The sequence below is a fragment of the Achromobacter sp. NPDC008082 genome (genome assembly GCF_042957345.1).
Lineage (GTDB): Bacteria > Pseudomonadota > Gammaproteobacteria > Burkholderiales > Burkholderiaceae_B > Achromobacter > Achromobacter kerstersii_A.
The window spans coordinates 127,854-146,077 of record NZ_JBIBIB010000001.1; the positions used below are offsets into that span (position 1 = coordinate 127,854).

Below are 18,224 nucleotides of genomic sequence, written 5' to 3' on the forward strand. Positions count from 1 at the left end.
CTGGTGCGAGGTATGTTGACTCGGCATCGGCAGCTGATAGTGCAAATGATCAAGCGCGAAGTGCTGGGCCGTTATCGTGGTTCGGTGCTCGGGCTGGCGTGGTCGTTCTTTAATCCGCTTTTGCTTTTAATTGTCTACACGTTTGTTTTCTCGGTCGTTTTCAAGGCAAAGTGGGCGGGGGCTGTGTCTACGCAATCGCACGGAGATTTCGCGGTGATTCTGTTCGCCGGCCTGATCATGAACAATCTGTTCGCGGAGTGTTTGAACAGAGCTCCGTCGCTGGTGCTGTCGAATGTCTCCTATGTAAAGAAGGTGGTATTTCCGCTTGAGACTTTGGCGGTCATTGCATTCGGATCCGCAACATTTCATCTGCTGGTGAGCTTTGTTGTTCTTCTCATTGCGCAGATGATTTTCCTGGGAAACATACCGTGGACTATCGTTTATCTGCCCATGGTGTTGGTCCCGCTTGCGCTTTTCTCGCTGGGCATCTCCTGGTTTTTGGCTGGCCTGGGCGTGTATATCCGGGATACGGCTCAAGCCGTGTCGCTGTTAACCATCGTGCTGACGTTCGTGTCTCCCATTTTTTATCCGCTTTCGGCGATTCCGGAGCGCATGCAAATCTACGTGAAGCTGAATCCGATGACTTTCGTGGTTGAGGAGACGCGCAATGTCCTGATCTTCGGCAAGTCTTTGAATTGGTCGCTGTGGAGCATCTACACCGCAATCGGTTTCGTTGTGTTTGTGCTGGGCATTGCCTGGTTCCAAAAGGTTCGAAAGGGGTTCGCCGATGTCGTCTGACAACATCTCGATTCACGTAGAGGACCTGGGGAAGTGTTATTCAATCTACGCGAAACCCCAAGATAGATTGAAGCAAGCATTGTTCGCGCGCGGCGCTAACCTGTTCGGACGGGAAGCGAAGAGTTTCTCGGAGGATTTTTGGGCGCTCTCGGGCGTATCTTTTGACGTCAAGAAGGGCGAAACCGTAGGCATTGTGGGTCGCAATGGATCGGGTAAATCCACCCTGTTGCAAATGATCTGCGGTACGGTGACACCGACGACGGGGTCTGTTCAGACTTATGGACGGGTCGCTGCGCTGCTGGAACTTGGCGCCGGGTTTAATCCCGAATTCACTGGGCGCGAAAACGTTTATCTGAACGCATCGCTGCTCGGGTTGACCTATGAACAGATTGACCAGCGATTCGACCAGATTGCCGGTTTTGCCGACATCGGCGAATTCATCGAGAGTCCAGTCAAAAAGTACTCAAGCGGCATGTTTGCACGCCTGGCATTTTCGGTCGCCGTGCATACCGATCCAGAGATTTTGATTGTCGATGAGATTTTGGCCGTTGGCGATGCGGCTTTTCAACGGCGTTGTCTGAAAAAGTTCTACGACATCCGTGACGCCGGGTGCACGATCCTGTTCGTTTCTCATGACCAGTATCAGGTCAAATCTATCTGCAGCCGCGCTCTGTATCTTAATCAGGGCCGGCAAGTGGAGTTCGGGCCTGCCGGGAGAGTGATCGACAAGTACACCATCGACATGCAGGCGGCCTTGATGGAGTTCGAGGAGCGTGAGGCAGCGGCTGGGCACGGACACACCGCGTCCATGCCTAAGGAACTGGATGTACTGGATACGTCCAACCCGGATGATGCATTGGAAGAAGGCGCGGAAGCAGCGTTGATTGGCGCCTCGGGGGAGGCCGCCGTCCCCAAGCCGGGGCCAATGCCCGAGAAGCTTTACGTGATCGACGATGTGTGGCTCACCGATGCGCAAGGTGATGAGCGCATCTCGGAAGTGGCCACGGGGCAGGATATCAAGCTGAACGTTTCGTTCCACGCGCTGACTAGCCACATCCCTGATCGAATCAGCTTTGTGTTCAATCTTTATCGTCATGACGGACTTTATATTTGCGGAACGACGACGTTGATGGATGGAATGCCCCCGCATATGGGATGTGCCAGCGGCACGTATTCGGTCACCTTTCCCGCCTTTCCCTTGTTGGGGGGTAGCTACAAGTGGCGGGTCGCGATCAACGACGAAGGTGGCTTTGTTGTGCATGCCGATGCGAACAACGCCTGTGCGTTTCACGTCCTCGACAATTTTGAGGCAGTTGGCATCCTGTCCCTGCCTCGAGAGTGGAAATTTAACCTTATCGCAAAGCGATAAATTGGCCGGACCGGTCAACGGTGAGAATGAACAATGGAACGACTGAACTTTGACAAGGGCACCCAGTATGACGGGCTGGAGGCTGCCATCCATATTGCAAGATACTCGTTTGCACAGCCTTACTGTGCGGACAAGCGTGTCTTGGATGTGGCATGTGGTGAAGGTTATGGATCTCGCTTGTTGGCGGATTGGGGCGCATCGGAAGTCGTGGGCGTGGATATCTCGCACGACGCGGTGAAAGCTGCGCAGCAACATTTTGGCGGTCAGAATGTGAGCTTCGTGCAGAGCGAAGGCGAGACGCTGCTGGAGAAGTTTCAACCGGAAAGCTTCGACCTTATCGTGTCGTTCGAAACCATCGAACACGTTACCGATCCCGTGAAGTTTCTGGAAAATGTGAAGCGCTTGCTTAAGCCCGGTGGTGTCATCGCGATCAGTTGTCCAAACGATTGGTGGTATTTCCCGACCGAGCAGGAAAAGAATCCCTACCATCTTCGGAAGTATCTATTCGAAGAATTCAAGTCGATGACGGAAGGTGTCCTCGGCGCAGGCAAGGGCTGGTTTCTGGGCGGGCCGATGACCGGCTTTCTGAACCTGCGGCATCAGCAGTATCCGTCCGACGATGGTGAAACTGGACAACTGCAAATGCTGAACATGGTTCCGATGTTGGCGGCTCAACTGGTGCCGAGCGACAACAAGGCTGGACCCCAACCCGAGAGCGCGAGCTATTTCGTCGGTATCTGGACGGAAGGCGAACTTGCTGGGCAAGGTGTCAGTGCCGGTGCTGCGATTCTTCCGCTTTCGATGGACTCCTTCCGTACTGGAATTTTCCAAGGCCATCTGCCTTCGGTGAAAGAAGCATTGGAAGCGCAGCGTGCGCAGCACAATACCGAACGTGCCGCCGAACGCGCCACCCTGGAACATCAAGCGAGAGTATTGGGATTACGTGTGGAAGCGTTGAGTCTGGAACTGCAGCTCACACGCGAGCAACTTGCCGATCGTGTGCACCGATTGGCCGTCGCAGAGCAAACGCAGGCATCAATGGCTTGGGCAGCCGCGCGATATGAACGCTTGAGTGGATTGGTGCCGGCGGGAATGCGGCGCACCCTCATGTCCATTTACCGTCGTTTTTGGAAGGGCGGCCGTGGCAATTGACAATCTGTTGGTTCCTGGCCTGCGTGCCTATACCTATGTCTCTGACGAGAGGCATCGTATTCTGCACCAGGCTCCGGGCGGCAATGCAAACATTGGACGCGATGGCGTCAATTTGACGATTACGTGTTTGTCACTGAACCGGGCGGCGCTTACCGAAAAGCTCCTGCGTTCGGTGGCTCTGCACGTTCCGGACTTCGCCGGAGAGTTTCTCGTCATCGACAACGGATCTCAGCGAGAGACGCTGGACGAACTTGCGCGCATTTGCGAACAGATGCCGTTCCGTACGCGAATTGTGGCGCTGGACAAGAACTATGGCGTAGCGGGAGGCCGTAACCGCACCATGCCAGAAGTGCACACCGAGTGGGTATTGTGCCTGGATAACGATATCTATCTAACGACGAATATTCTGCCTTCCATCCAGCGGGATATCGCCACGCTTGGCTGCCATTTCTTGAATGTGCCGCTGCTCAATCCCGATGGCAAGACCGTTTTTGCCGCCGGTGGTCATCTGTACGTCTGCACCGAACCTACGGGTTTGCACCTGGGCGCTGGCAGCGCGTGTAAGCAAGGCGAATTACAGCAGTCCGCAATGGAGCCGTTCCTGTCCACCTTCCTGCTGGGCGGCGCGTGTGTGCTCAAGAAAGCCACTTTTGAGCGCTTGGGTGGATACGACGACCATATGTTTGTCGGGTTCGAAGACATCGATTTCTCCGTTCGTCTCTTTCAGGAGGGGTACAAGGTCGGCACGACATCAGTGCTGGGCCTGATCCACGATCATCCGCCTCCGGCCTCCCAAAGCGATCGGGACTATGAGCGAGAGCGTTTTTCGCGAAACGTGATCTATCAGTCCGCTCGTTATCTTGAAAAGAAGCACGGCTTCGACATCTGGGGTGATGGCCTGGAGCATTGGCTCGAGTTGCGTCACGAGGCCCTGGGCTTGTCGGGCACGCCCGAGGCGGCGGTTCTCGCCACGGAGCCTCCGAAGTCCACAACGCGTCCAAAGGTTGCGCTGGTGATCGATGTGGAGGGTTGGGCCTTTTCAAATATCGCGCGGCAGATTCAACGGTATCTGAGCGATCGTTTCGAATTTAAGCTTATTTCTTCGCAGGAGATGCCAGAGCCCGGGCAAATCTTCATGGCTGCAGCCGACTGCCATTTGGTGCATTTTTTCTGGCGCGAGTATTTGCGTCTGATTGATCACGAATGGGCGAGGGGATGCATCGCGCGCACTGGCATCAGCTTTGCCGAATTTGAACGCCGGTTCGTGAGAAACAAGCCGGTGACGACTTCTGTCTACGACCATCTGCATTTGGATGACGGCCAAATTTTCGATCGGCTAAGTTTCTTCCAACAACGCGCGACGTCCTACACTGTGGCGTCAGAGCGCTTGGCGGACATTTATCAGTCCATTCCAGAAATGCCCGCGCCGGCATGCATCACCCAGGACGGCGTGGATCTAAGTCTCTTTACGCCGCGTAAGCTGGAGCGTTTCACTGACATGGGGGATCGACCCATCGTCATCGGCTGGGCCGGTAATAGTAAATGGGCGGCTGATCTGCCTGACATCAAGGGATTCAATACAATCCTGATACCGGCGATTGCGCTATTGCGCGAACAAGGTGTGCCGGTGGAGACGCGGTTTGCAGATCGGCAGACCGGCTATGTCGCGCATGTCGATATGCCCGATTATTACGGCGGCATTGATATTTATGTATGCCCGTCTTTGATCGAGGGCACACCTAATCCGGTGCTGGAAGCGATGGCGTGCGGCGTACCTGTCATTTCCACCGATGTGGGCATCGTGCCCGAGGCGTTCGGCCCGCAGCAGAAGGCGTTTATTGTTGCCGAACGGTCTCCCGAGATGATCGCCGCCGCCATTCGTCAGATGCACGAAAACAGATCGCTTTTTGCGAAGTTATCGCAGGAAAACCTCGAATACATCAAACCGTGGGATTGGCGCATTCGCGTGGAAGCATTCGCGCGCTTCTTTGAGTCAGCAATAGACGATTTCCATCGAAATCAGGAAAAGCAGCAGGCGCAGCGGTGATTGGTATGCATAGTTTGGAAGGTCGCGAGGGGGAAGAATGGACCTGAAGGTTCTGTCGATGTTTGCCGGATTTGGGGCGGGAGAATCCTCGCTTCAGGGCAATCTGTATGGTGTGCCGACGATACATAAACTCCCCTCCGAAGTGATCGATTTCGCGGACGCACATGGGCTCTCGCGTATCAACATCTGCGGCGCATTCGAAAGTCCGGTCGCTGTAGGCCGGGAGCATGTGTTTTGTCATGCCACTTCCGGCACGCCTGGTCAATTGCCTTTCGCATCGGGTGCCGATACCTGGCAAGGCCAAGCGGACGCGTTCGTACGCGCCCATTCCGATTCCGCATCTTGGGTGGTTAGCGCGGGCTTTCTGGCGGACCTCATCGATCCGCGGCCTTTTCTGCTGGCGCTTAAACGCTTTTGCATGGAATCTGGACGGCCTATTCTGTTTGTGCATGGCGTGGACACGGGTCGTCAGCGCAATTGGACCGCGACACAGTTCGCCAGCTTTCTCGATGCGGGCGGATTCCATGCCACATCAGAAAGAAAGCAGGGCCCGGCGACTATCCGTGAGACGGCTATGACCAAGACCGGCTACTCCAAGCACCTGGCGGACTTGGGTTTTTCCGCCGACTTGGTGGCCTCTGATCTACTGTTGGTTACAACGGAAGATGCGTCGATCCGCCCGACGGGCGGAATTGGCACGTATACCACCAACATCAAAGCGGTTGACCCAAAGGTTGCCGTTTTGTTTTGCGATATAGACGTACCTGCATCAATTGCAAAGGACGGCCGCACGTTTGTACCCCGCATGTTCGGAGAGCAGGGCACCAAGGAAGGTTTTTTTGATGGACTGGGCCTTCTTGAGGCACTTTATTGCATCATGTTCCTGCTGCCCGATCTTGCCGTGATCGAGTCGCAGGATTACAAATCGATTGGTTTTCGAATCGTTCAGGCCAAACGAACGGGCTGTCTGCCGTCGTCGGTGACGGTTCGGGTCTTCATGCATGGCTCGATCGATTACGTGAAATATGGCGCGCAGGACGAGGGCGCCATGAATTACACGCCTTACGAAGCGGCGCAGGCCATACGCGACAGCTATTTGTTCAAACATGCCGACGCTTGTTTTGCGCCTTCGGAGTATTTGGGCAAGCAACTGCTTCAACATGAATTTGGCTACGAACCGGCCGACCTGAGCATTACGCGATTACCCTTCGATTTGGACTTAGTACGCGATACCGGTGTGATTTCGTATCGAAAGGTCAGGCGTATTGTTTTCGTAGGCAAGTACAACCAGTTGAAGGGTTGGCCTGATTTTGTACAAGCTATTGAGGCATTGGGTGAGGCCGGACAGTTGGCCGGTATTGAAGAGATTGTGTCCCTTGGGCCTTTGGGGCCGTCGCAAGAGGACCGTGCGCGCATCGCGAAACATGTGACGTACAAGGATTTGCATCTTACGCACGCCGAGCTCATCGCATTCGTGCAGGAACGGGCTCCGGACAGCCTTTTCGTGGTTCCATCGCGGGGCGAGAATTATCCGTTCGTGATTCTCGAGCAGTTGCTGATGGGTACGTTACTGGTCGCGTACAACACCGGTGGCGCCATCGAGGTAGTCGATGATGCCGAACATGTGGCAAGGTTTTTCTCTGCCCCCAATGCCCGCGCATTGCAGTTGAAGATGGCGCAGATGCTTGCTGCCGTGCCGGCTGATTATGAAAAGACACTCAATGCGTCCCGCCTTCGAATCCGTCAGCGACAGGTGGATATCAACAGGTGGTGGTCGCGCGCAGAGCGTCCGATACCTGCAAGAATCTGGCAGGAGTGGCAGCACTCGCGGGATTGCGATTTGAGTGTTGTGATACCCGTGTATAACACCCAATTCCAGCTGCTTGAGGAATTGCTGCAATCCGTGCGTAGTTCTCGACTGGTTCCTGTCGAAGTCATTATCGTCGACGATGGTTCGGAGGAAGGTTACGCGGATGAGTTGCTGCAACGCGCAGCCGCTGCATTGGGCGACAAAATCCCCCTGCGGGTCCACCGGCAAGAAAATCGGGGTTTGGCTGGCGCCCGCAATACGGGCCTAGCGTTGTCGAATAGCGAGTTCACATTCTTTGTGGATAGCGACGATGTTTTGCTGCGTCATACGTTCGAAACCGCCGTCACTGCGCTACGGGCGGATACTTCGTTAGTGGTGGCGACGGGTTTCGCTATCCACTTTGATGAGGCGCGTCAGTTGAAGGACGGCACCGAAGCGTTGCGGGAGGGCTGGTTCTGGAAGGCCTTGGGCGTGCCGGAAGCCAAGGCATTAGCCATGCTGGAAAATCAATACATCACGGCAAACGTCGCAGTCAGGACTGAGGCTTTGCGGGCGTTCGGCGGGTGGGACGCTTCTGATCGATCGGTATGGGAAGACTGGGCGTTCTTTTCGCGTTTGGCTTGGAGCGGCAAGCGATTTTCGATCATTCCGACGGCAGGCTACCTGTACCGTAATACGCCTGGCAGCATGTCCAAAACATACAACCGGTATTTTGGACGCCGCCGACTGGTGCGCAACACGGTGGGCATGAGCCGCCTGGACGCCAACGTATTGTTCAGCCTGGTAAACAATGCTGGGACTGGCGGCGCGCAACTTGCTGGTCCAAGTCTTTCAGAGAAAGAAGCAGAGCTCGTGAACTTCGTGCGCAGAATGGTTCAAAGGCCACGCGTTCGCCGGATGATGGTCGGCGCTTATCGGCTCTACAGCAAGGTGCGGAGATTCATTTGATGTCAGAGGCCGCGACCGCTACCTCCGCGGACTCCTCATGGCCGCCGTTTTCGGTTCTGATGGCCGTGTATTCCAAGGAGCAACCCCGGTATCTGGCGGCCGCGCTGGAAAGCCTGCGTACCTGTCAGACCCGCCTCCACGAAGTCGTTTTGGTGGAGGACGGGCCCCTTACGCAACCGCTAATGGATGTGATTGAGAATTACCGGGCGAGTTTGCCGATACATTCGGTGCGGCTGCCGGTGAACCAGGGCTTGGGCCCTGCACTCACCGCTGGTCTACAAGTCTGTTCGACCCCTTGGGTAGCGCGGTTCGACTCGGACGATTTGGTGGAGCCGGATCGGTTTGAACGTCAGCTCGCTTGGCTTACCGCGCATCCCGACGTTGATATCTGCGGCGGGTGGATACTTGAGTTCGACTCAGACCCGCATACCGAGGCCGGTCGATTGCGCCGTGTACCGTTATCGCACGAGGCAATTGAAGTCTACGCTCGTAGTCGAAACCCGTTCAACCATATGACGGTAATGTTCCGGCGCGATGCAGCGCTAGCAGCGGGGGGCTATGGGGACGAGCCAATGTACGAGGATTACGCTTTATGGGTCCGGATGCTGCAGTATGGCGCCCGCGCAGTAAACCTGCCTGAAATTCTTGTTCGAGCGAGAACGGGGCATGCCATGTTCGCGCGGCGGGGCGGCTGGAATTATGTTGCCAGCGAATGGGATATGCAACGGACGTTTCTGCGCAGCAAATTTATCGGACCAGGGCAATTTCTGCTCAATCTGCTGATCCGACTGCCTGTACGGTTAGCGCCGAACATTTTACGCAGATTGGTATATGAGCGCTTTTTGCGCCGTTAAAGTAATGAGTCGAACATGAATCAGAAACTGTTGGTCACTGGCGGCACCGGTTATATCGGGTCGCATACACTGCTCGCCCTCATCCGTGAAGGCTTCGTCCCAATCGTGCTCGATAATTTCTCCAATAGTTCCCCAGAGGTACTCCGGAGGATAGAAGCACTAGCCGGCACGACAATTGAATTCGTGCAGGGCGATATTCGCGACGCTGCGCTGCTCGATCAACTCTTCGCTAATCAGCGCGATCAGGGTACGCCGATTTCAGCCGTGGTGCATTTTGCGGCGCTGAAGGCCGTAGGCGAATCGGTTGGTAAACCTGTGAATTACTACGCCAATAATGTTGGCGGCACCTTGAGCCTGTTGGAGTCCATGGACAAAGCACAGGTCCACAACCTCGTGTTCAGCTCTTCCGCCACGGTGTACGGTGAGCCTCTGGCGCTGCCTTACACGGAGAGCCATCGTATCGCCCCGACCAACCCTTATGGCTGGACCAAGGCCATGGTGGAGCAGATTCTGAATGATTGGACACGAAGCGGCGGCAAACGCTGTGGTATTGCATTGCGCTATTTCAATCCTATCGGCGCCCACGTGAGCGGACGTATTGGAGAGGCGCCTTCGGGGATTCCCAATAACTTGTTCCCCTATATCACTCAAGTCGCTGTCGGCGAGCGTCAGCGCCTATCAGTATTTGGTGATGACTACGATACCGTCGACGGGACGGGCGTGCGTGATTATCTGCACGTCGAGGACCTGGCCGAGGGGCATGTTCGGGCCGTCGAATTTGCTTTGAAGGGCGAGGGGGGCTTCACCGCCATTAATCTGGGCACTGGCAGGGGCACGAGCGTTTTGCAGTTGATTGCGGCATTCGAACGTGTGAGCGGCCGCCAAATCCCTTACGACATCATGCCTCGCCGTGCAGGGGACATCGCGTCTGCGTGGGCCGATCCCGATTTGGCGTACCAATTGCTCGGATGGAAGGCCTTGCGCACGATTGAACAAATGTGTGCGGATGGATGGCGCTGGCAATCCCAGAACCCGCAAGGTTACGGACCTCAAGCTTTATTGTAAATTCGCAGCTTCAACGGTTCCTCCTCTAGCTGATGCCCACCCGCATTCTCATCGTCCGCACTTCGTCTCTTGGCGACCTCGTCCACATGCTCCCGGCAATCACCGATATTGCCCGGCATGTGCCTGACGCACAGATCGACTGGGTCGTCGAGGAAGCGTTTGCCGAGATCCCCTCGTGGCACCCGGCCGTCAATGAAATCATCAAGGTCGCGCATCGCCGCTGGCGCAAATCCTGGTGGTCTTCGCAGGTGCGCGCGGAACGCAAGGCGCTGAAAGAGCGCCTGCGCTCTACCCAATACGACATCGTTCTGGACATGCAGGCGCTGCTGAAGTCTGCGTGGCTCGTGCGCCAGGCGCGCGGGGTGCGCCATGGGCTGGACTGGCGTTCGGCGCGTGAGCCGCTTGCCTCGTTGTTCTACAACGTGCGCCATCGCGTGGAATTCTGGCAGCCCGCCGTAATCCGTCAGCGCAAGCTGGCGGGACTGACCTTTGGCTATCAGCATGCCGGCTTGCCGGATTTCGGTTTGCAGAACTTCGTGCGCCAGGCGGCGCAACCGGCAGAACCCGTCATCGAAGTCGGCAGCGCCGGCTTGAACGCCACCGAGCTGCCGCGTCTGCATCATCTGGATAACGACCGCGGTTACGCGGTGATCATGCCGTCGGCCAGCCGTGACGACAAACTCTGGCCCGAAGAAGATTGGCGCGCGGTGTTCCGCCGTCTGCGCGAGGCTGGATGCACGCTGAAGCTGCTGGCGGGTAACGAATCTGAAGCTGAACGCGCCAGCCTGCTAGTGGCCGGCATGGACGGGGCGGAAGTGATGCCGCGCATGGATTTGACGGACGTGGCGCGTCTGCTTGCCGGCTCGCGCCTGATGGTGGGGCTGGACAGCGGTCTGACCCACTTGTCGGCCGCGTTGGGCCGCCCGACCATTGGCATCTACCGCGCCTCCACGCCGGTTCGCACGCCGCTGGTCGGCTCGAACTACACCGCCAGCCTGGGCGACCGAGGCGCTTCGCCATCGCGCGAAGCGGTCATGGCCTCGGTCGAGCAGGCGCTGGCCGCCCAGTGACATGAACCGCGGCGTCTATACGCTGGCTCTTCGGGCGTTGGCGCCGCTGCTCTGGTTATGGATGGCGCGCCGCGCCAAGCGTGCGGGCGGTGAGTGGGGCGTGTTCTCGCGTGAGCGTTTCGGCCACCGGGCCGATTCACCACCTTCGGCTTCCGTGTCCGCCTCGGCTCCGGCTTCAACTTCGGCCGATTTCGCGTCCGCTCAGGCTTCTGCCTCCCTCTCCGCCCCTTTCTCCTGGTCGGCCCCCGTCTGGGTGCACGCCGTCAGCCTGGGCGAGACGCGTGCCGCGCTGCCGTTGCTGCACGCCTTGCTTGACCGTGGTTTGCCCGTGCTGTTGACCCATATGACCGCCACGGGCCACGCCGAAGGCCAGCGTTTGTTCGCCGACGCCATCGCGAGCGGGCAGCTGCGTCAGGCCTGGCTGCCCTACGATTTTCCCGGTGCGACCCGCCGTTTCATGCGGGGTTATCAACCGCGTTGCGGTTTGCTGATCGAACGTGAGATCTGGCCGAACTTGCTGGCAGCCGCCCGACGCGCAAGGGTGCCGATGGCGCTGGTCAGCGCGCGGTATTCCGCGTCGTCACTGCGGCAGGCGGGGCGTATGGGCAGCGTCATGCGGGAAGCGCTGGCCGGGCTGGACCTGGTGCTGGCGCAGACGGCCGAAGACGCGGCGCGGCTGAAGCAGGCGGGCGCGCCCGAGCCCATCATCACCGGGAACCTGAAATTCGACTTGGTGTTGCCTGCGGCGCAGGTCCAGGCGGGGAAGGCATGGCGCACCCATCTGGGCCGCCAGGTGATCGCGATTGCCAGCACGCGCGAAGGCGAAGACGCGCCCTTCATCGACGCCATCAAACGCCACAGCGGGCAGCCGGGCGCGCCGCTGTTCGTGCTGATTCCGCGTCACCCGCAACGTTTTGACGAGGCGGCTCAATTGCTGAGCGACGCGCAATTGCGGTTCGTCCGGCGTAGCACGGGCGGCGAACCCGATGCGCAGACATCGGTGCTGCTGGGCGACACGCTGGGCGAGATGGCCTTCTATTACGCGGCGTCAGACGTGGCCATCGTGGCGGGCAGCTTTGCGCCGCTGGGCGGCCAGAATCTGATCGAAGCGTGTGCGGCCGGCGTGCCCGTCATCGTGGGGCCGCACACGTTCAATTTCCTGCAAGCGGCCGAAGACGCGATTGCGGCGGGCGCAGCGTTGCGGCAAGCCGACCCGGCGCAGGCGGTGGATGCGGCGCTGGCCTGGTCGCAGGATGAGGTCAGTCGTGAACGCGCGAGCCGTGCAGCGCGCGCGTGGTTTGAATTGCACGCCGGAGCGACTCGCCGGACGATGGATGCGCTGGCGCCCTGGTTGGGCGGATCATCAGATTCGCTGTGATGCAATGTGACGCCCGATAAGGCGTTGGCTATTTCAGGGCAAAACGCCGTAAGCGCGGCGTCCTGACGCCAGGCTAAGGCGCCATCCTGCGCACCAGATCAAAGACGTCAACGCGCCAGGCTAAGGCGTCCACGGCGGACCAGACAAAGGACGTCACAGCGTCAGACGAAAACGCCCTATGCCGCAGAAAGCTAAGGCGCCGCCCGCGGCACCAGCTTCACCGCATCCGGGTTCAGCTCCTGGCTAAACCTTCGTGTGTCCCGGCCCTCGTCTTCCGGGCGTACGCCGATCCAGCCTTGGCCCAGCGCCAGCACCCATAAATTTGCCAGCAGGATCAGGATGAAGAGGACTCGCATGGCGGGCCTTGCTCAGGGGTTAACGTCCAGGGTTGCGCGCGCGACGGCGGCCAGGCCGTCCAGGACGGGGTGGTCCAGATAAACCGGCACCGGCGCGGCGCCGAATGCGCCGCCGGCATCCGCCAGCAAGCGTTCAATTTCCTGATGCACTTCTGGCCAGCCGCCGCCTGCCGCATAGATCTGCGGGGTTTGGCCGTAGCGTTGGCGGCCGGCCAGCCATTGGCGCACCACCGCGCCCGCCTGGGCTGCGGCAATGCCCGATGCAATGGCCTCGTGCGTGTCGATGGGGTAGGCCACGACCTGGCCGTTGGCGATGGGCAGGTTGGCGGTGCCGTGGGCCAGCGCGTTGCGCATCATGGCGGGGCCCGGCAGGATCAGGCCGCCCGCGAACACGTTGTCGGGGCCGACGGTGTCGATGGTGGTCGCGGTGCCGAAACTGGCCAGTACGAAGGGCGGGTGTGCGCCGGGCAGGCGCGACAGCACGCCCAGCAGCGAGGCCCAGCGGTCGGCGCCCAGTTGCGTCGGCACGCGGTAGCTGTTGACCAGCCCCAGCGTTGTCGCCTGCGACGGCGACCACGTGACGGCGCAACCATGTTTTTGCAATGTGGCGGCGATGGCCGTGCCACGGGCTTCGCCCGCCACGTTCACGCCCAGCGCGCGCAAGGGGCGGCGCGGCAGGGCGGCCAGCCAGCCGTCCAGCGCATCCAGGTCCAGTCCGTCGAAGGCGACAGCGGCCGGTTCGCGCGGCATGTCGGGGTTGCTGGCGTCCAGCCAACCCACTTTGAGACGGCTGTTGCCGGAGTCGATAAGAATAATCATGCTTGGCGTCGAATCGAAATTTCACCGACCGAGATCGGTGTGGCGCCCTCGGGCGTTTGCACGAGCAGGCGGCCTTGTTCGTCCACGCCACAGGCGGGGCCGCTCAGTAGGATATCGCCTTTTTCCAGCACGTTGACCACACGGCCCGCCAGCGCGTCCACCTGGTCAAAGCGGCGTCGGAATGAGGCGAAGCCTTCGCGCTCCAGCGTCTGGACGGCCTCATGCCAGGCGGTGGCGCTGGCGCAGATCAGGTCGGCGGCGGTGGGGTGGCGATCAGATTGCGTTTGCACCTGCTGCCAGTCCGCTACGTCGCGGCCCAGCGAGCGGGACAGTTCGGCCGCGTCGATCAGGTTCACGCCCATGCCGATGACGACGGTGTAGCCGGCCTCGCGGCCGCCGGGGTTGCGGGTCGTCTCGACTAGCACGCCCGCCAGCTTGGCGTCATGCCATTGCACGTCGTTGGGCCACTTCATGCAAAGGCCCGCGGCTTGCGGGCCGGCGACGGCGCGCAGCGCCTCGCACGCAGCCACGCCCGCCAAGGGCGACAGCGCGGGCAGTTGCACGGCGGGCAGATGCACGTCAAACGCGCACGAAAACATCAGCGTTGACCCCTCTCTGTTCTGCCAGGGGCGGCCGGCGCGTCCGCGGCCGGTTTCTTGCAGATGGGTGCCCAGCAGCCAGGGTTTGCCCGCCGTGGCGCCTGAGCGGGCGCGGGCCAGCAGGTCGGCGTTGGTCGAGCCGGTGCTGCGGGTCCAGGCGATGTCTTGGAAGGCAGGCAGGCGGGAACCTAGCTCCCGGGCCAGGGCTTCCGGCGCGGGCAGGTCGATAGGGCGGACGTGATCGGGCATGGCGGCGATTGTAGGGCACGCGGCCAGGCCTCGCGGCCTTTCGGCCCTCAAGCGTTTATCATTGGCGATACATTTTGCATCGGTGCCCCGCCTTCATGCCGCATTCCGCTTCACGCGCGTCCGCCGCCGCCCCGTTCCGTCAGGACGGGAACGTCTGCCATGTGGCGGGCGACTGGAGCGTCCTGGCCCTGGCCGAAGCGGGCGAAGTCGAACGCCGCCGCACGGCGATGGCCCGCGCCGCCCAGGAAGGCGCGCGCTGGGACTTGCACGGCATCAGCCGGCTGGACACCATCGGCGCTTTGCTGATCTGGCAAGCCTGGGGCGAAAAGCTGCCCGAGCGTGTGCGCTGGTCAGCCGGCCAGCAAGACGTGTTCAACGCGCTGGCCATGAACAAGGGCGAGATGCAGGTGCCCCCGCCGAAGCCGGAATCCTTGGGCTGGGTCCGGGCGTTGGGCGACGCCATCTTGCAGGCCGCCGAAAACGGGCGCGCGCTGCTCATCATGCTGGGCCAGCTGATTCTGGACTTTGGCGGCATGCTGCGCCGTCCGCGTCTGGGGCCGTGGCGCGAGATTTCCGCGCAGGTGTACCGCACCGGCGCGCAGGCGCTGGGCATCACGGCGCTGGTGGGTTTTCTGATTGGCGTGGTGCTGTCTTATCTTTCCGCGCAGCAGCTGCAAATGATCGGCGCTGACCGCTTCATCGTGCGGCTGCTGGGCGTGTCCATCGTGCGCGAACTGGGCCCGGTGCTGGCCGCCATCCTGGTGGCGGGCCGGTCGGGTTCGGCCATCACCGCGCAGATCGGCGTGATGCGCGTCACGCAGGAACTGGACGCCATGCTCGTCATGGGCATTTCGCACGGGCAACGGCTGATCTTGCCGCGTGTGATGGCGCTTGCCGTCACCATGCCGCTGCTGGTGTTGTGGACGGACGCCATGGCTATCTTGGGCGGCATGCTGGCCGCGCAGATGCAGCTGGGCGTGTCCGCGCAATGGTTCCTGACGTCGCTGCCCGACGCCATCTCACTGACCAATTACTGGATCGGCATCCTGAAGGGCGTGACCTTCGGCATCCTGATTGCGCTGATCGCGTGCCACTTCGGCTTGCGCATTCAGCCCAATACCGAAAGCCTAGGGCGCGGCACCACGACGTCGGTCGTCACGTCGATTACCGGCGTGATTCTGCTGGACGCGCTGTACGCCATCATCTTTAGCTCGGTGGGCATCTGATGAACGACGCCGCCCAGCACCGCCTGTTTACCGACGACAGCGTCACGGTGGAACCCGTGATTTCGGTGCGCGGTCTGCGCACGGCGTTCGGCGACCATGTGGTTCACGACAATCTGGACCTGACCGTCTTCCCCGGAGAAATCCTGGTGCTGGTGGGCGGATCAGGCACGGGCAAGACGGTGCTGCTGCGCCAGATCATCGGCCTGGACCAGCCCGCGGCCGGCATGGTGAAGGTGCTGGGGCATTCGCTGTTTGACCTGTCGCCCAGCGAGCGCCGGCGCTTGTCGTACCGTTGGGGCATGCTGTTTCAGGCGGGGGCGCTGTTCTCGGCGCTGTCGGTGTTCGACAATGTGGCCTTGCCGCTGCGCGAATTGCGCACCGTGCCTGAAGACCTGGTGTGCGACGTCGTCATGTGCCGGTTGGCCATGGTGGGGCTGACGGCGAAAGATGCCGACAAGCGGCCGTCGGACTTGTCTGGGGGCATGGTCAAGCGCGTGGCGCTGGCGCGCGCGCTGTCGCTGGACCCGGAACTGGTGTTTCTGGACGAACCCACGGCCGGTCTGGACCCGCTGCGCTCGGATGAATTCGTGGACCTGGTGCGCAGCCTGCACCGGCAGTTGGGATTTACCGTCGTCATGGTGACGCACGATCTGGACACGCTGCTGGCGTTGGCCACGCGTGTCGCCGTGCTGGCGGACAAGCGGGTGATCGTGTGCGACACGGTGCCGGAAGTATTGAAGGTCGACCACCCGTTCATTCACACATTCTTCCTGGGCGAACGCGGTTTGCGCGCGCTTGGGGATCTGGCGCCGAAGGGATTGCATCATGGAAAACCGTAGTCATGCGCTCATGGCCGGTATCTTCACGCTGGTCTTGCTGGCCGCCGCCGCGTTGGTGGCCGTCTGGATCGGGCGGGACCGGACCAAGCTGCAACCGTACGAAATTGTCTCGGCCACCGCCGTCAGCGGGCTGAACCCGCAGTCGGCCGTGCGCTATCAGGGCGTGCCCGTCGGCAAGGTGCAGTCACTGGCGCTGAACCCCGATAAGCCGGGCCAGGTGCGCATCCGCATCGGCGTGGCGCCCAATACGCCGATCACCGAATCGACCTGGGCGGAGCTTGGCGTGCAGGGCGTGACCGGCATGGCCAACGTGGAACTGCGCGATGATGGCTCGTCGCTCAAGCGGCTGGCGTCGTCGGCCGAGCATCCGGCCGCCATTCCGCTGCGCCCGGGCTTTCTGGACCGTATCGAGCAACGCGGCGGCAAGCTGCTTTCGAACGTGGAAGAAGCCACGGATCAACTGCGCCGCGTGTTGAGCGAGCAGAACGTGCAGGCGCTGACGGCCAGCTTGCAAAACGCCACCGACATCACGCAGTCGCTGCGCGAGGCCAGCCGCAATCTGGGGCCCACGCTGGCCAAGATTGGGCCGCTGGTGGATTCGCTGGGCAGCACCTCGCGCCAGGCTGACCGCGCGGCGCGCGAAATCGCGGATCTTGCGCAGCAGTCGCGGCAAGCGCTGGCGCGGCTGAATGCACCTGATGGCCCCTTGTCGGTGGCCACGCGCAGCTTGAACGACATCGCGCTGGCCGCGGCCCGTCTCGAAGGCGAAACCCTGCCCGCCGTCACCAACATGGCCGCCAACGTCAGCGCGGCTGCGCGCGGCGCCACGATCACCCTGCGCCGTGTGGACAGCACGCCGCAATCGTTCTTGTTCGGCCCGGCGCCCGTTGCGCCCGGACCCGGCGAAGCCGGATTTGCCGGTTTCGGGAGACAGCCCAAATGAAGATGCGCCGCGCCGTACTGATCTTGACCCTGACGATGACTTCGGCCCTGGCGGGCTGCGGCATCGGCCGCGTGGGGCCGCCGCCCTCGGTGTTCGATTTGGGGCTGGACGCCAAGCCCGTGCCTGCGTTGCCGGCACGCGCGCCAATCGCCATGAGCCTCCAAGGCGCGCCTGTTCTGTCTGACACCAGCATGATCTGGCGCGTGGGCGACAGCGCCGCGCCCAAGGCCTACGCGACGTTCCGCTGGGCGTCGTCACCAACGGAGCTGGTGCGCCAGCGCATCACTGACCGTCTGTCGCGCCAGGGGCCGGTACTGGCTGATCGCGTCAACCTGCAGATGCCGCAATTGCAGTTGTCGTTGATGCAGTTTGAACAGGTGTATGCCGAAGACGGCCAGTCCAGCGAAGGCCGCATCCTGTTGCAGGCGGTGCTGCTGAATGGCCGCGCCGTCGTGGCTCAGAAGCGCATCCAGGTGCAGGCGCCTGCGCCCACGCAAGACGCGGCGGGCGGCGTTGCAGCGCTGCGGCAAGCCACGGATGAGGCCGCGGACCAACTGGCGCAATGGTTGGCTGAGGCGGTGCAAGGCGCACCGGAATCCACGCCTCGACGCGGATTCGGCCCCCGGCCCGGCCCGTCGTACGAACCGGCATTCGACATCCCCGCCAAATCCTCCGGCGCCTCGCGGTCCGCCAATTAAATCG

The 18,224-nt window shown here is 60.8% G+C and carries 16 protein-coding genes; 13 read left to right on the forward strand and 3 right to left on the reverse strand.

Annotated elements, in window-relative coordinates; genetic code table 11:
* Positions 1–45: 45 nt before the first annotated feature.
* The 9 genes from ACFZAI_RS00605 (at position 46) to ACFZAI_RS00645 (ending at position 12,491) form a co-directional block, all read left to right on the forward strand.
* Entirely contained in the window at positions 46–798 is a 753-nt protein-coding gene (locus ACFZAI_RS00605; protein ID WP_391565103.1) for an ABC transporter permease, read from the forward strand.
* A 67-nt stretch (positions 799–865) separates the two neighbouring features.
* The gene (locus ACFZAI_RS00610) at positions 866–2,167 is read left to right on the forward strand and encodes an ABC transporter ATP-binding protein (RefSeq protein ID WP_391565104.1); all 1,302 of its coding nucleotides are present in this window, start codon (positions 866–868) and stop codon (positions 2,165–2,167) included.
* Between the two features lie 33 nt (positions 2,168–2,200).
* Entirely contained in the window at positions 2,201–3,319 is a 1,119-nt protein-coding gene (locus tag ACFZAI_RS00615) for a class I SAM-dependent methyltransferase (RefSeq protein WP_391565105.1), read from the forward strand.
* On the forward strand, positions 3,309–5,366 hold the full coding sequence (locus ACFZAI_RS00620; RefSeq protein ID WP_391565107.1) for a glycosyltransferase: 2,058 nt from the start codon (positions 3,309–3,311) through the stop codon (positions 5,364–5,366). The genes ACFZAI_RS00615 and ACFZAI_RS00620 overlap by 11 nt, the downstream gene beginning before the upstream one ends.
* 37 nt (positions 5,367–5,403) lie before the next feature.
* Positions 5,404–8,124 carry a glycosyltransferase gene (locus ACFZAI_RS00625; protein ID WP_391565109.1) on the forward strand — a complete coding sequence of 907 codons (2,721 nt, stop codon included), beginning with the start codon at positions 5,404–5,406 and terminating at the stop codon, positions 8,122–8,124.
* A complete protein-coding gene (locus tag ACFZAI_RS00630; protein WP_391565110.1) occupies positions 8,124–8,978 on the forward strand; it encodes a glycosyltransferase in 855 nt (284 codons plus the stop codon). The genes ACFZAI_RS00625 and ACFZAI_RS00630 overlap by 1 nt, the downstream gene beginning before the upstream one ends.
* A gap of 15 nt (positions 8,979–8,993) precedes the next feature.
* Positions 8,994–10,043, forward strand: coding sequence for a UDP-glucose 4-epimerase GalE (gene galE / locus ACFZAI_RS00635; RefSeq protein ID WP_391565111.1), 1,050 nt, complete (start codon positions 8,994–8,996; stop codon positions 10,041–10,043).
* A gap of 32 nt (positions 10,044–10,075) precedes the next feature.
* Entirely contained in the window at positions 10,076–11,113 is a 1,038-nt protein-coding gene (waaC, locus tag ACFZAI_RS00640; protein ID WP_391565113.1) for a lipopolysaccharide heptosyltransferase I, read from the forward strand.
* Between the two features lies 1 nt (position 11,114).
* Complete coding sequence (locus tag ACFZAI_RS00645) at positions 11,115–12,491, forward strand: 3-deoxy-D-manno-octulosonic acid transferase (RefSeq protein ID WP_391565114.1); 1,377 nt, start codon at positions 11,115–11,117, stop codon at positions 12,489–12,491.
* A gap of 191 nt (positions 12,492–12,682) precedes the next feature.
* Here the strand turns inward: ACFZAI_RS00645 and ACFZAI_RS00650 are convergent, their stop codons facing one another.
* From ACFZAI_RS00650 to ACFZAI_RS00660, 3 genes are read right to left on the reverse strand one after another with little or no spacing between them, the layout of a single operon-like run.
* Positions 12,683–12,847 (reverse strand): hypothetical protein, encoded by a 165-nt coding sequence (locus tag ACFZAI_RS00650; RefSeq protein WP_346552598.1) that lies wholly within the window; start codon positions 12,845–12,847, stop codon positions 12,683–12,685.
* Between the two features lie 12 nt (positions 12,848–12,859).
* The gene (locus tag ACFZAI_RS00655; RefSeq protein WP_391565116.1) at positions 12,860–13,666 is read right to left on the reverse strand and encodes a type III pantothenate kinase; all 807 of its coding nucleotides are present in this window, start codon (positions 13,664–13,666) and stop codon (positions 12,860–12,862) included.
* Positions 13,663–14,514, reverse strand: coding sequence for a biotin--[acetyl-CoA-carboxylase] ligase (locus ACFZAI_RS00660; RefSeq protein ID WP_391565118.1), 852 nt, complete (start codon positions 14,512–14,514; stop codon positions 13,663–13,665). The genes ACFZAI_RS00655 and ACFZAI_RS00660 overlap by 4 nt, the downstream gene beginning before the upstream one ends.
* A 95-nt stretch (positions 14,515–14,609) precedes the next feature.
* Between ACFZAI_RS00660 and ACFZAI_RS00665 the strand changes: the two genes are divergently transcribed.
* Genes ACFZAI_RS00665 through ACFZAI_RS00680 form a run of 4 tightly spaced genes read left to right on the forward strand, consistent with a single transcriptional unit; the run spans position 14,610 to position 18,220 of the window.
* Positions 14,610–15,740: an MlaE family ABC transporter permease gene (locus ACFZAI_RS00665; RefSeq protein WP_391565120.1), complete on the forward strand. Its 1,131-nt coding sequence runs from the start codon at positions 14,610–14,612 to the stop codon at positions 15,738–15,740.
* The gene (locus ACFZAI_RS00670; RefSeq protein WP_391565121.1) at positions 15,740–16,579 is read left to right on the forward strand and encodes an ABC transporter ATP-binding protein; all 840 of its coding nucleotides are present in this window, start codon (positions 15,740–15,742) and stop codon (positions 16,577–16,579) included. Before ACFZAI_RS00665 ends, ACFZAI_RS00670 begins: the two co-directional genes overlap by 1 nt.
* Complete coding sequence (locus ACFZAI_RS00675) at positions 16,566–17,522, forward strand: MlaD family protein (RefSeq protein ID WP_391565122.1); 957 nt, start codon at positions 16,566–16,568, stop codon at positions 17,520–17,522. Before ACFZAI_RS00670 ends, ACFZAI_RS00675 begins: the two co-directional genes overlap by 14 nt.
* Complete coding sequence (locus tag ACFZAI_RS00680; protein ID WP_391565123.1) at positions 17,519–18,220, forward strand: ABC-type transport auxiliary lipoprotein family protein; 702 nt, start codon at positions 17,519–17,521, stop codon at positions 18,218–18,220. Before ACFZAI_RS00675 ends, ACFZAI_RS00680 begins: the two co-directional genes overlap by 4 nt.
* The last annotated feature ends 4 nt before the right edge of the window (positions 18,221–18,224 follow it).